The sequence below is a fragment of the Natrinema halophilum genome, from assembly GCF_013402815.2.
Lineage (GTDB): Archaea > Halobacteriota > Halobacteria > Halobacteriales > Natrialbaceae > Natrinema > Natrinema halophilum.
In genome coordinates, this window is the sequence record NZ_CP058601.1 from 3,405,310 (window position 1) to 3,417,702 (window position 12,393).

Here is a 12,393-nt window from a genome sequence, read left to right on the forward strand (position 1 = left end):
GATCCGACAGCGATTTCGTTCCGACCCCGATATCGATCGCTCCTCGAGAGTTGGCTCGCTATCGCCGTCCAACCGACTGGTGACGAGCACTCCGATCATCCCCACTCATATCGTTCCACATCGTTCGTCTGCTGACGGAAAGCAAAATCGTCCAGGAAGCCGGCGGCGACATCGTCACTACCGCTTCGAGCCCGGCACCTGACGAGCCGCGGATGACCGGTCGTGCCCTCGTTTGCGATAGTTTCGCCGGGAAACCGAATCTTTCGACGGCGGCCGGGGTGGGATCACCGCCAGTTTCGGAATTCGACCGGCGGATCTTCACTACCGGCATCTCCGCTGCGGATGGCGTAATCGGTGACACGATTTACGTCCCGCTCGTATTGCTGCGGCCGACGAGGGTTCGCTGGCCGTGAATTCGCGAGCGAGGCGTGCGTCGACGTTCACCGACTGCGAGGGTCTGCACCCCTTCTCGATACGCAGACGACCCACATTTCACATTTCGAGTGCGGCCAGGATCCGATCGACCGCGTCGTCAGGGCCGCATTCCTCGGTATCGATGGCGAGGTCGACGTTTGGCTCGTCGAATTCCCGATAAACGACGTGTACACCCTGTTCGTCGATCGAGTCCGCACGATGACTGTTTCGAGCCAGACAGGTCTCGAGGCTCGCGGTCGCGAGGACGAATCGAACGTCGCCAAGTGTCCGAAACCGTCGTTGCCACTCTCGTCGGTAGAACGTGCCGTCGACCAGCGTGATCCCGGCCGACGGCGCGTCAGTGACGCGCTCGGCCAATCGGTCGTAGGTACGACTCGAGAACTCGTCCGAATGGAACAGTCGAACGGGGCTTCCCTGCGCCTCGAGTCGCCCGCGGAGTCGCGTTGCGATGGTGGTCTTCCCCGCTCCCGGAGGTCCGCAAATGACGACGATCACGGTAGTGGGTGCCGGGTAATGGCTCCGGGAACACCAATTGATCGATTCAGCGGTCGAAGCCGCGATCAGTCGACGTCTCACACGATTGACTAATTCGATACACCGGTGGGAAGCTCTGCGAGACATTGCCGACAATACGTGTAAAAGGAGTCGTTTTCGGTCTCACAGACCGAGCACCTCTGCTGATCCGCAGTATCGGCGGATGTCGACATGGACGCCGATTCGAACTATAGCGGAAAAGATGCGGGGCTGACGCCTGCAAGGTGTCGGCGTTCGTGCGACTCAATACCGTATTTACATCCCACGGGTCGTCAGTCCCGGTCTATCTCCTCGCCGCGGCTCGACTCCCGGAGAATAAACGGGCCGATCGCCAGCGTTCGCTTTGCGATCGTCGCGATCCGTAATATAAACGCGATCAACAGGAGGAAGGGCCGACGAAACCGAACACCATCAGCGATCCGGTGATCACCCACCGGCTCGCGTCCAGCAACAGCCTGTGTTTTACCGTCGGAGCGTCGCTCCGCCGGGCCATCGTATCGCTCGGCTGAGAACCGTCACCGCTCATCGTCCGATCTCGACGGTACAACGGCCGCTGGGATATATCTCCGGCAGAACTGCACGGTCCGGCCCGAACACGACTAACCGCAGGGGATATAGTCCTGGGCCGGCACCCTAGTGACGTGATTCCACGGGCAGAGACCGAGTTTTCGTTCGAACTACGGACGTGCCGGTGGGTCGAACGGGAGTGGCGGCCGGCCGCGTCCGACTGTCCGATCATCGTCGCCCGTCAACTCGGAACGAAACGCCGCCGCTGGGATACCATCGTCCTCGAGTGCGACCCGGACGGGCTCCGACAGCGGGCGAAATTCGGCCCCGAGCGGCTCGATGGCGATTTGCTTCACGTCGTCCGGAACGCCCCTGCCGAATGGGCGTACTACCGCGATGCGCTTCCACATCCCGGCTACCCGTGGCGGTACGTCCGCGAGACGATCCACCGCGCCGACGACCGCGGAGTCGTCGAGACCAGACGGAACGGCAACCGGATCGAGATTCGACGCACGTGGGAATACCCCGACTGGCTCGAGCGAATCGTCGCGATCGAGAACAAACCCGACCTCGACAAAAGCGCCGCTCGCGCGCTGGCCTCACAGCTCGAGTACGACGTGGCGATGGGGCTGGCTGACGAGGTCTGGGTTGCAACCCGAGCGACCGGGGAGCGCGTCGAACCGGTCCTCTTCGAGGACCTCCCGGTCGAGGTCGGAATCCTCGCGCTCGATCCCGAGGCGCTGACTGGAGAGATCGCCTGGCATCCCCGCACGCTCGCGGTCGACGATCGGGGGACGCGAATTCTCGAACGGCCCGACGGCGGAACGCGGGACGGATCGGCTGCCAGATTCGAATACGTCGATCCAGAGACGAAAGTCGACAAGCGGCTCGCGATCGCCGAGCGCGCGTACGAACGCGGCTGGCGCTCGTTCGTCGATACAATGCGTCATGACTGCCGACACTTCCAGTTACGGGCGCCGGACTCGCGCCAGGCGTTACCATACTGCGCAGCCAACGATCGCTCTCAGTCGGCAGCCGAATGTTCCGGCAGCTGTGCCGACTTCGAGCCCGAACCGCCCGTCTGGCGCACCAGCGGCTGGCCGATCGAAGGCGGGCCGGGAAAGCGGGTGCGGAAAATACTCGAGAAGCGCCGACGTCGACGACGTCCCGACCTGTAAACGACTGGGACTGCCCCGTCGAGCGTCACCAGGCCGCGCTCAGTCGGAGACGTTGACGTCGAGGTCGTCGCGCTCGACGGCCAGTCGGAACGTCGGGACGGTGCGGTATTCGACTTCGACGACTCCCTTTCGACGCAGACTCTGGAGCCCGGAGCGGACTTCTTCGGCCTCAGGATCGACGTCGTAGGCGTCGCGGAGTTTGTGTAGCACGGAAACGACGCTCTCGGATTCCTCGTCCGGGCTTGCGAGCACCTCGACGATCTGGGCCTGTAATTCGGGGACGCGAATCCGGGAGGGGATGCCGTCGTCCTCGTCGCTTTCGACACCCGGCTCCACGTCGACCAGCTCCGCCGCATCTGCGGTCGCTCGAATCAGGCTGTTGTCGTCGCGGAAGTAGTAGTCCCCGAGTTGGGTTTCGAGGTACTGGTGTACCTCGCTCCCGCTTTCCATCCCCCATCGGTCCTGGAGCTCGGAATTTTTCGTCGGCTGGAGCTCCACCACGTCTGCCAATCGATCGGTCGCTTCCTCGGAGAGCGTCATCGTCGAACTGTATGCGTATCCATTACTTTTGCGTTGCGTCCCACCGGTGTTCGCCTGGAAGTACGAACCGAGCGTCGTAACTCCGAACACGGGCTACTACTCGACCCTTCCGACGAATCTCCGCAGATCGTCGACGAACAGGTCTGGCACTTCCATCGCAGCGAAGTGGCCGCCCTCCGACAGTTCGTTCCAGTGGACGATATCGTACACCTCCTCGGCCCAGCCACGCGGGGTCTTGTAGATCTCGGCGGGATAGCGGGCGTGGCCCGCGGGCACGTCGACGGAGTTCGGCGTCGCCGCTTCCACGTCAGTCTCGAAGTAAATCCGCATCGAGGAGTTGATCGTGCCTGTGAGCCAGTAGACGCTTACGGTATCGAGCAGGCGGTCGCGCTGGAAGTGCGACTCGAGATCGCCGTCGCAATCGCTCCAGGCCCGGAACTTCTCGACGATCCAGCCCGCGAGCCCGGCCGGCGAATCGGTCAGTCCGTAGGCCAGGCTCTGTGGTTTGGTCTCCTGAATGTCGTGGTACGCGGCCCTTTCGTCGCGGAACGCTGCCGTCTCCCGATAATCGGCTCGTCCCCGTTCGTCGAGCAGTTCCATCGGGTCTTCGGCCTCGATCGATCCGGGATTCAGAAAGAGCATGTTCGTGTGGATCGCGTCCACGCGATCGGGATAGTTCGCACCCAGCAGGGCTGTGACCAGCGCGCCCCAGTCGCCGCCCTGGGCGACGTAGCGGTCGTAGCCGAGTCGGTCCATCAGTTCGGCGACGGCGTCCGTCATCGCTGGAACGTCGTACCCGCGTCTGTGCGTCGGGCCCGAGAACCCGAATCCCGGGAGTGACGGGGCTACGACGTGGAACGCGTCCGACGGATCGCCGCCGTGGGCGGCCGGATCTGCGAGCGGTCCGAGGACATCGAGAAATTCCGCGATAGAGCCCGGCCAGCCGTGGCTCAGGAGCAGCGGTGTCGCGTCCGGCTCCGGCGACCGGACGTGGTAGAAGTGGAGCCGCTGCTCGTCGATCGTCGTAACGTACTGATCGAACCGGTTGAGTCGGGTTTCGAACCCCGACCAGTCGAAGTCCTCGCGCCAGTACTCACAGAGCGTTCGAAGGGTGTTCAGATCGGTGCCGTACTCCCAGCCCGAATCGGGAAGCTGATCGGGCCAGCGCGTCCGCTCGAGCCGTGTCCTGAGGTCTTCGATCTCCGCTCGATCGACCGACACTTCGAACGGTTGAATCGTCTCTTCGCGGTCCGGCGTCATGACGGCACCTCGGCTACTATCCCGACGACCCGGGTAATACTGAAAACGACTCGCATATCGGCCTCGACTCGGCCGCGTCCCAAAATACTGTCGCGGCCAGCGCCCCCTCGTTGGCCGCAGCAATACGAGCGGGGCGTAAATCGTTTACTACGACTACTATCGCCTCAATCGCTCCCGAAGACCGGCACTGCAGCCGTCGGCTCGAGCGTCTCTTCGACCTGCGTATAGACCAGGATCGACCCCAGGGCGGCGAGGACGGTGCCGAAAACGAACGGTACCGCGAAGCCGAATCTGACCAGCACGCCCGAGGAAAGCGGACCGGCGGCGATTCCGTACCCGAAGGCCATCGTAAGGACCGCCAGCTTCGAGCCGGATTCGCCCTCGCCGGCGAGATCACCGGCCAGTGCCAGCGACGGAGCGAATACCATCGCGGCGGCGATACCCTGGAACAACCGGGCGAGAAACATCACCACCGAGGACGTGATGAACCCCTGAATGAGGGTCGTCGGGATCAGAAACACCATTCCTGCGACGATGAACGGCCGACGTCCGTACAGGTCGCAGGCTCGACCGATCGGCGTCTGGAGCGTGACCTGGGCGATGATGAACGCGGCGAACTGGAGCCCGAACCAGGTTGCGCCCTGTTCGAGTCGAGCGTTGACCTCCGGTTGAATGGTTGCAAAGAGCGCGATCGACGTCGCCATGAACAGCGACGCGACGCCGAGCGTGAAAACCGGATCGAGCAGGTTCGTCCCCGATCGATCGCGGATCGGAATCGAGAGATCAGCACCGGCGTTTGCGACCGTCGACTCGGAGTCGGAGACGAGCACCGTCACCAGAACGTAGCTCGTCGTCGCCGTGATCGTGGCGATGTAGAAGGCGGCGTCGAAGCCCGAGATTGTCACTTTACCGGGGAGGGCGTATGGCCCGAGGTTGACGACCGCGCCAGCGACCGCCGGCCCGGCACCGAACCCGATCAGGCGAAACGTGTTGTAAACCCCCATGTTTCCGCCGCGGTCTCCCGCCGTCGCGAGTTCGTTTACGAGCGCGACCGACGTCGGGATGATGAACGCGACGCTGACGCCTTGCAACCCGCGGACGACGAGCAGCGAGACGTACGTTTCCGCGAAGACGTAGGCGGCGTTCGTTAGTGCGAGTCCGGCGAGCCCGACCAGAATAAACGGCTTCCGTCGGCCGAGTCGGTCGGACAGTCGGCCGGTAAACGGCTGAAAACTGCTGTTGAGAAAGCCAAATAGCGAGAGAATGAGGCCGATAATCGTCGAATCTCCGAGGCCGAACGCAGTCCCACCGACGGTGCCGCTTGTCACGTACAGCGGGATCACGATGATCAGAAACGAGTTGCCGATCCCGTCAGCCATTCGTGCCCCTGCCAGCGCGAGTACTCGTCGATCGACGGCGAACGGGGCGACAAGCCGATCCACGACTCTCCGCATCTACCAAAGGTCCGTGGGCCCGTCCGATTATAGTTTTGAATCGAAATACTGTCGGGGATGATAGTCCGTAGCGGGGTCGAAGAACTTGAAGCAGTTCGGCACCGTTTCTCGCTCGTGAGAGAAATCACACTCAGCCACATCAACAACGTCCTCGCCGACCTCGAGTATCCCGTCACGAACGAACAGGCCGCCGCAGATCTCGAGGACGTCACTCTCTTGCTCGCTGACGGCCAGCGAAATCTGAGCACGCTGATCGAACAGAGCGAGAGCGATCGGTTCGAGTCGACTGACGATCTCGTGACGGAACTGCACAACGTACTCCCGCGAGAAGCCGTCGGTGAACCGTATCAGTCGGAGGGAGAGGGCTGACTGTTTCGTCCGGTGACCGATCAACGATCCTAAACGGGTCCCTTAAGTCGTTCGACCTCCGTAACCCCGATACTAATGGAATTTTGCGACGAGTGCGGTTCGATGATGAAAGCCGACGACGGCATCTGGGAGTGTGGAAGTTGCGGCTTTACGAAGCCCAAAGGCGATGTTTCGAAGTACACTCTCACCGAAGATCAGGAAGCCGGTGAGATCATCGAGTCCTCCGAGGAGACGTCGCTGCCCGAGACCGACGCCATCTGCCCGGAGTGTGGCAACGACCGCGCCTACTGGTACATGCAACAGATCCGCTCGGCCGACGAGTCCGAGACGCGCTTCTTTATTTGCAGCGAGTGCGAGTACAAGTGGCGCGAGGACGACAACTAACGAAATTTTCCTGATTTCAGTGAGAAGTGCGCCGAGATTCTGGCACTACTACCGTGAGACTGCAACTTGAAAATTCAACTGGATATTTATTCCCGCTTTCGCTCCAAGCCCCTATATTTACTATAGAGAGATAAAATAATATAACAGTTCGCCCCACATCAAATATTACCTATTCAAATAGCGATTAGTTATTGTCGAACAGTAGGTCACATATGAAAAGAAGAAAATTAATCTCAAACGGGATTGCACTCACGGGGATTGGAAGTTTTTCTTCCAACAGTGCGGCGCAATCAAAGGAAGACTACCACAATGGTGATGCTGCTGGTGATCATGATGTGGAATTCCTTGGGCTCACTCAGAAAGAGTTGTACTTCCGCTTAAACCAAAGCCGCGGAACGAAATTAAATATAGTAGATAGGGAAACAGGAAAGGTACGAGTCATAGACCAATCAACTGGTGATGAGGTATTCGGCTATAATCCAAACAGAGGAGAATTACACCAATCTAAAAAATATCCAAAACGAGTCACTATAGCAGCGAATGCACCTACCGTAATAGAAAGAGTTGGTTTCGAAAAAACATATCTTGGCTCCTGTGCATTAGGTTGCATGCGACATACATGGAGTGTTTTATGCGTCGAATTGAACAAGTTTGCATCCACAGTCTCAAAAGCAGTCCTTGTTGGACAAGTGATAAAGGCAATGTTAAAAAAAGCTCCCAAATCAATATCGAAAATGCTGAAAGATGATTCTGTGGCAGATGCACTAGGTGCAGTGATCAGCGCTGCTGCGGGTAATGTTGTCACGTTTGGTATACTCCGATGGGATCAAAAAGTACCGTTTGTCCGTGATCAAAAGATGACGTCACAGAAATTTGGCATGACTTCGTGGAAGCCATCTCGGAATGCCGCTGCATTAACAACATATTTTGCCTACCCCTCACATGCTGGCTGTTGATGAATAAGGTGACTACGATAGAGAAATAAAATACTAAAAATGAAACTAATTTCATGAGCAAGGTAGATGACAACGGAAAAGATTTCTGGGACCGATTAAAACCACTTATGGGTGCCCCTTTTATAGCGGTGGTACTTGTTTACATAAATTCTACTGTCGTAAACCTATCCGTGATCCAGATGGTCGTCTTGGCAGTTATTATCTCTGTTTCACTTCATGAGATCATACCGTCCGTAGTGAAGACGATTCGCGGGAAAAACAGCGCCTAAACCCGAATCACGCTTACTCGTTGCGGGCGATCGTCAGATACCCCGTGTGCCCCACAGGGGCCGTCGAGGGCCTCGAGCCCCGGTCGTCGAATTGCATCTCGCGCTGGATCGTTTCGCGAGTGGTGACGTTCGAGAGGCCGGCCTCCCGGGCCGCTGTCACGACTTCGCGGGTCGACTCGATGAATGGACTGTAGACAGCGACGAAGCCACCGTCGACGAGCAACGTCGGTGCGTAGTCGACGATCGACGGCGCGTCGCCGGTGTCGAGCGTGCACACGTCGAACGACGAGGGCTCGAGGCCGTCGAGGTCCTCGAGTACGTCGCCGGTTCGAACGTCGACGGCGTCGGCGACGCCGCCGAGGGCCATGTTCTCGCGGGCGACGTCGGCGAACTCGGGGTCGCGCTCGTAGGTCACCACCGATGCACCCGCGCGGGCCATCGACGCGGCGAGGACGCCCGTCCCGGTCCCGGCGTCGAGTACGCGGTCGCCGCGAGCGATTCCCGTTTCGCCGATCACCAGTCCGATGTCGCGGGGGACCATCGGCGCCCCCGTTCGCTCGAAGTGATGGAAGAGGTCCGGTCCTCGCAGGCGGCGGACGCGAAACTCGTCGCCGAGATGCGTCTCGAGAGCATCGCCCGGCCGGACATCCTCGGGGACGTCGAGGACCCCGAGGTCCGTTCCCATTTCGTCGCCGGGTTCGACGAGGTACTCGCGGTCGCCGCGGACGAGCAGAACTGGACTGCGGTCGCCCTCGCCGGCGGTTTCCGCGGTGACTTCGTCGTCGGCGTCGTCGGGGTCGCTCACTCGAGGGATTCGACGGCAGCGGCGAGGTCGCCGTCGTTGTCTTCCAGGGCCGTGCGGGCCTCCTCCTCGCTGACGTCGGCTCGCATGGCGACGATTTCGACGTCGTCGTCGGGGATCGACGATTCGGCGTCGCTGCCAGCAGCGTCACTCCCGCCGACCGAACCGGCCTCGACTTCTTCCGGCGAGCCGATGACCTGGTAGGTTTCCTGACCGCGGGCGTCCATTTTGGTGACTTCTGCGTTGTTGAACACGAGGTCGTACTCTTCGGTGCGAATGATGACCTCTTCGGCGTCGATGTCCTCGACGTCGATCCCCATCTGTTCCATCATCTGTTCCATCTTGCGCGGGTTGAGTCCGCCACCTCCTCCGAACATACTCGCCACGTCGCCACCGGCACCCTTTTACTTTGTCGTTCGGCCGACGCGACCCGTTACTGAACAGAAGGGACGGCCGAACGGATTCGATGACCGACGAGTACAACCTTCGCGTTCGTGTAGCGTGCTATCATTGCCGATGACCTCGACGTGCGACTCGAGTGGCTCGAACTGAAAGATGAGCGACGGACGGGCTGGGTCTGTCGCGGGATCGAGAACTCGGAGTCGGTGGCGGCACACACGTGGGGGACCGCGACGCTGTGTCTCTTCTATGCGAATCGGGCCGAGGGGGCCGTCGACCGCGACCGGGCCGTTTCGATGGCGCTCGTCCACGATCTCGCCGAAGCCCGTACGGGAGATTTCGCGACTCGTGCAGACGAGGCGTCACAGCGGGTGTCCGCCGAGGAGAAAGCAGTCCTCGAGCGGGACGCGATCACCGACCTCCTCAGCCCGTTCGAAAGTCACGAGTGTGCACCCCAGTCGCTCTGGGCGGAGTACGAGGCCGGAGAAACGGCCACCGCTCAGTTCGTCAAAGTCATGGACCTGCTCGATAACTGCCTCCAGGCGCTGAAATACGAACTGGAGCATCGCTACGACGAGACCGAGACGAGCGATGCGGATTCGCGGTTCGAGAACCTCGACGAGTTTTTCGCCACGAGCGCTCCCCGCCTCCGGACGGCCACCGGAAACGCCCTGTTCGGGACGATCAAAGCGCGGTACGAGCGGGCGATCGGTCGGGACTGTCAGTTGTAGCCGTCTCGTCATCGCCGTTTCAACCCTGCTCCGGCCCCGTTTCGTTACGAGTTCGCCGGTGCGCCCTCGCGGACGTTCACCGCCATTCCCGTCTCGAAATCCAGGATCGCATCGGCCGCGAGTTGTGCCGTCCCGACCGCGAGCAACTCGCCGCGTTCGTGGATCACCAGTACCTCGTCACCCGGTCGGATCTCCTCGCCGGCTTCGAGGACGAACTTCGCGAAGACGTTCTTTTCGTCGCGGACGAACGGCTCGCTCTCGTCGTCAACGACGACGCGATAAGCCGGGGACGGGAGGCCGGCCTCGAGACGGCACCCCCCCTCGAGACCGAGGGTGAATCGCCCATCGGTGCCGAAGGAGACGATCCGGCCCGTTTCGGCGTGAATCTGTTGTGGCCGACCGGAGGTCGTCCGTTTGATCGTCAGTGATTCCGTCGGCGGGAACAGCGCTTCTCCCGCGCCTGTACCGAACTGGTAATCCGCGATAATCCGAAGTTCCGGCAGCCCCGCACTCCCGTCCGTTGGATCGCTCATCGGCCGAGATTAGCCCCGGTGGGTCGAAAGCCCTTCGACCTGACCGCGATAGACGTCGCTCTCGTCGTGGGTCCTGCGTTACGGGCCCACCGCGGCCGGATCGACGGAACTGCCACATCGTCCGGGCATTAATGTGGTGATTATCCAGAGATAGTGACTGTTATACTAGTTGACTCGCAATTACCGTCAGCGATGGACGTCACGCAAATCGGTCTCGGGGCCGCCTTGCTCGTTCTTGGCACCCTAACGATCGCCGGCCCAGCTACTTTCGTCACGGGACCGTTCGTCTATCTCCTGTCGGGTGCGACGTTGCTCGTTACAGGATATGCGCTCGTGATCGGTCTCTGGCAGAACCGACGATCGAAGTAGTGACGACCGGTGGAGGTAGCGGTTCCATTTCGGTCGCTGGCTCGGTCGAGCGCGGTCGTAAGAGACAGTCCGCCTAGAGGAGGAACGTTTCGTGGCGATCGCCGAGGTCGAGGAACGAATCGGCTTCGGCGATCAGTTCCTCTGCCGTCGAGGATTCGAACGCCATCACCTCGACGCGGACGCCTTCGTGACGCAGATGGGAACACAGCCGCGAAAAATCGCCGTCGCCTGTACAGAGTACGACCGTGTCGACGTGGTTTGCAAGCGTCACTGCATCCAGGCTCATTCCGACGTCCCAGTCCGCCTTCTTCGTCCCGTCCGAAAATCGCTTGATGTCCTTGATCTTCGCTTCGAAGCCGATGTCGACCAGGGCCTCGAAGAAACTCTCCTCTTCCGGTGCCTCAGCGCGGATCACGTACGCGATCGCGCGGGTGAGCTGTCGATCCTGGACGGCCTTCTCGAGCAGAGACGAGTAGTCGATATTGCGGCTATGGATGCTCTGTGCGGTATGATAGAGATTCTGGGCGTCGACGAGGACGGCGACGCGCTGATCGGGATGGATTTCTGTCACGTACGAGAACGTTAGGCGCGAACGTAAAAAATCGCGTCGGTTGATCGTGCCATCACCGGCGTTCGTCAACTCTCGCTCGATCCGCGTTACTCTCGAAGTTTCTCGATTCGCTTTTCGGTCGGCGGATGGGTCGACATGACCCGCTGGATGAGACTTCGATCGGCATTGAAGATACAGAGTGCGTTGACACCGCTGTCGTCGACGGCGGATTCACGGCCCTCGGCCCCAGCGGAGATCTTCTCGAGTGCGCGGGCGAGCGGATCGCCGCTCCCGATGTACTGGCGTGCATCGTCGTCGGCGACGTACTCGCGGTACCGCGAGATGGCCATGACGAACAGCATGACGAGGAGGTTCGCCAGAATCGAAGCGACGTACGCGACGATGAATCCTCCCGGATTATCGTCGCCGAGGAAGGCAACGATGAAGAACACGGCGTAGCTGACGACCGTGCCGATCGACTGGCCGAGCACCATCGTGATCGTATCACGGTTCTTCAGGTGGGCGAGTTCGTGGGCGATTACGCCCTCGAGTTCGTCGTCGTCGAGCAGATTGAGGAGTTCGACCGAAACGACGACGATACCAGCGCCTTTGCGACCAGTCGCGAAGGCATTTGGAACTCCCATCTCGGCGACCATCAACCGCGGTTTCTCCATGCCCATATCCTCACAGAGCGATTCCGTCATTCGATGAACATGGTCGAACTGCGGGTCTTCGGGCATGTCCTGTGCGCCCGCGCTTCGAACCGCGAGCCACTTGCCGAGTTTGTACTGACCGGCCGGCAAGAGGACGATACTCAACAGGAGTATCGGTATCAGTGAAACGTTAAACGCCGCGGAGATGAACAGTGCTGTGGCCAGATACAGGCCGAAGAGGACGCTTCCGACGACTGCCATCCGCAGTTGTAGTCCGAGCTTATTCATACCCGGCAGTAAGTCCCCTGTCGTTTAAAGTTCGTTGGAATAGACCGTAAGTAGAATCGGCCTGTATCGGGAACGGAACGCACGGGGTCACGGACTCCGTTTCCGACCGCGTACTCGGCGTTCTGTGCGAATTGGACCGAAGTCACAACTGATAAGTCAGTTCAGTCGAGTCTACGGCATAT

Annotated in this window: 17 protein-coding genes and 1 pseudogene; 7 read left to right on the plus strand and 11 right to left on the minus strand. The window is 60.3% G+C overall.

All coding sequences use genetic code 11. From position 1 onward, the window contains the following. Window positions 1–492: 492 nt before the first annotated feature. From HYG82_RS37085 to HYG82_RS37090, 3 genes and pseudogenes are all read right to left on the minus strand, one after another. A complete protein-coding gene (locus HYG82_RS37085; RefSeq protein ID WP_179262605.1) occupies window positions 493–930 on the minus strand; it encodes an ATP-binding protein in 438 nt (145 codons plus the stop codon). 89 nt (window positions 931–1,019) lie between these two features. Beyond that, the gene (locus HYG82_RS44695; protein ID WP_425495360.1) at window positions 1,020–1,142 is read right to left on the minus strand and encodes a DUF7577 domain-containing protein; all 123 of its coding nucleotides are present in this window, start codon (window positions 1,140–1,142) and stop codon (window positions 1,020–1,022) included. A 99-nt stretch (window positions 1,143–1,241) separates the two neighbouring features. Next, a pseudogene (locus HYG82_RS37090) lies at window positions 1,242–1,361 on the minus strand (DUF7972 family membrane protein); the annotation flags it as partial. A gap of 252 nt (window positions 1,362–1,613) precedes the next feature. Between HYG82_RS37090 and HYG82_RS37095 the strand changes: the two are divergent. Then, window positions 1,614–2,654, plus strand: coding sequence for a DUF5787 family protein (locus tag HYG82_RS37095; protein WP_179264596.1), 1,041 nt, complete (start codon window positions 1,614–1,616; stop codon window positions 2,652–2,654). Window positions 2,655–2,693: 39 nt separating this feature from the next. Here the strand turns inward: HYG82_RS37095 and HYG82_RS37100 are convergent, their stop codons facing one another. The 3 genes from HYG82_RS37100 to HYG82_RS37110 all read right to left on the minus strand — a co-directional run bounded on the left by HYG82_RS37100 (window position 2,694) and on the right by HYG82_RS37110 (window position 5,908). Next, window positions 2,694–3,194, minus strand: coding sequence for a DUF5797 family protein (locus HYG82_RS37100; protein ID WP_179264598.1), 501 nt, complete (start codon window positions 3,192–3,194; stop codon window positions 2,694–2,696). Window positions 3,195–3,290: 96 nt separating this feature from the next. Then, entirely contained in the window at window positions 3,291–4,454 is a 1,164-nt protein-coding gene (locus HYG82_RS37105) for an epoxide hydrolase family protein (RefSeq protein WP_179262607.1), read from the minus strand. A 164-nt stretch (window positions 4,455–4,618) separates the two neighbouring features. Next, window positions 4,619–5,908 (minus strand): MFS transporter, encoded by a 1,290-nt coding sequence (locus tag HYG82_RS37110; protein WP_179262609.1) that lies wholly within the window; start codon window positions 5,906–5,908, stop codon window positions 4,619–4,621. A gap of 114 nt (window positions 5,909–6,022) precedes the next feature. On the opposite strand from HYG82_RS37110, the gene HYG82_RS37115 reads away from it, so the two are divergent. From HYG82_RS37115 to HYG82_RS37130, 4 genes are all read left to right on the plus strand, one after another. Beyond that, window positions 6,023–6,277 (plus strand): DUF5789 family protein, encoded by a 255-nt coding sequence (locus tag HYG82_RS37115; protein ID WP_179262610.1) that lies wholly within the window; start codon window positions 6,023–6,025, stop codon window positions 6,275–6,277. Between the two features lie 75 nt (window positions 6,278–6,352). Next, the gene (locus HYG82_RS37120; RefSeq protein ID WP_179262612.1) at window positions 6,353–6,661 is read left to right on the plus strand and encodes a transcription factor S; all 309 of its coding nucleotides are present in this window, start codon (window positions 6,353–6,355) and stop codon (window positions 6,659–6,661) included. Window positions 6,662–6,873: 212 nt separating this feature from the next. Continuing rightward, window positions 6,874–7,617, plus strand: coding sequence for a hypothetical protein (locus HYG82_RS37125; protein ID WP_179262614.1), 744 nt, complete (start codon window positions 6,874–6,876; stop codon window positions 7,615–7,617). 53 nt (window positions 7,618–7,670) lie between these two features. Further along, window positions 7,671–7,886 carry a hypothetical protein gene (locus tag HYG82_RS37130; RefSeq protein ID WP_179262616.1) on the plus strand — a complete coding sequence of 72 codons (216 nt, stop codon included), beginning with the start codon at window positions 7,671–7,673 and terminating at the stop codon, window positions 7,884–7,886. 13 nt (window positions 7,887–7,899) lie between these two features. Here the strand turns inward: HYG82_RS37130 and HYG82_RS37135 are convergent, their stop codons facing one another. Together HYG82_RS37135 and HYG82_RS37140 are read right to left on the minus strand one after the other, a co-directional pair. Next, window positions 7,900–8,691 carry a methyltransferase domain-containing protein gene (locus HYG82_RS37135; RefSeq protein ID WP_179262618.1) on the minus strand — a complete coding sequence of 264 codons (792 nt, stop codon included), beginning with the start codon at window positions 8,689–8,691 and terminating at the stop codon, window positions 7,900–7,902. Beyond that, the gene (locus tag HYG82_RS37140) at window positions 8,688–9,065 is read right to left on the minus strand and encodes a nascent polypeptide-associated complex protein (RefSeq protein WP_179262620.1); all 378 of its coding nucleotides are present in this window, start codon (window positions 9,063–9,065) and stop codon (window positions 8,688–8,690) included. The genes HYG82_RS37135 and HYG82_RS37140 overlap by 4 nt, the downstream gene beginning before the upstream one ends. Window positions 9,066–9,197: 132 nt before the next feature. Between HYG82_RS37140 and HYG82_RS37145 the strand changes: the two genes are divergently transcribed. Next, window positions 9,198–9,818 carry an HD domain-containing protein gene (locus tag HYG82_RS37145; protein ID WP_179264600.1) on the plus strand — a complete coding sequence of 207 codons (621 nt, stop codon included), beginning with the start codon at window positions 9,198–9,200 and terminating at the stop codon, window positions 9,816–9,818. A gap of 44 nt (window positions 9,819–9,862) precedes the next feature. On the opposite strand, the gene HYG82_RS37150 is transcribed toward HYG82_RS37145, so the two are convergent. Then, on the minus strand, window positions 9,863–10,351 hold the full coding sequence (locus tag HYG82_RS37150) for a PUA domain-containing protein (protein ID WP_179262622.1): 489 nt from the start codon (window positions 10,349–10,351) through the stop codon (window positions 9,863–9,865). 192 nt (window positions 10,352–10,543) lie between these two features. Here HYG82_RS37150 and HYG82_RS37155 point away from each other — a divergent pair, with 192 nt between their 5' ends. Next, window positions 10,544–10,720, plus strand: a complete 177-nt coding sequence (locus tag HYG82_RS37155; protein WP_179262624.1) for a hypothetical protein — start codon at window positions 10,544–10,546, stop codon at window positions 10,718–10,720. Window positions 10,721–10,793: 73 nt separating this feature from the next. On the opposite strand, the gene HYG82_RS37160 is transcribed toward HYG82_RS37155, so the two are convergent. Together HYG82_RS37160 and HYG82_RS37165 are read right to left on the minus strand one after the other, a co-directional pair. Further along, entirely contained in the window at window positions 10,794–11,291 is a 498-nt protein-coding gene (locus tag HYG82_RS37160) for a LabA-like NYN domain-containing protein (protein WP_179262626.1), read from the minus strand. Window positions 11,292–11,377: 86 nt separating this feature from the next. Then, window positions 11,378–12,211, minus strand: coding sequence for a M48 family metallopeptidase (locus HYG82_RS37165; protein WP_179262628.1), 834 nt, complete (start codon window positions 12,209–12,211; stop codon window positions 11,378–11,380). Window positions 12,212–12,393: the final 182 nt, after the last annotated feature.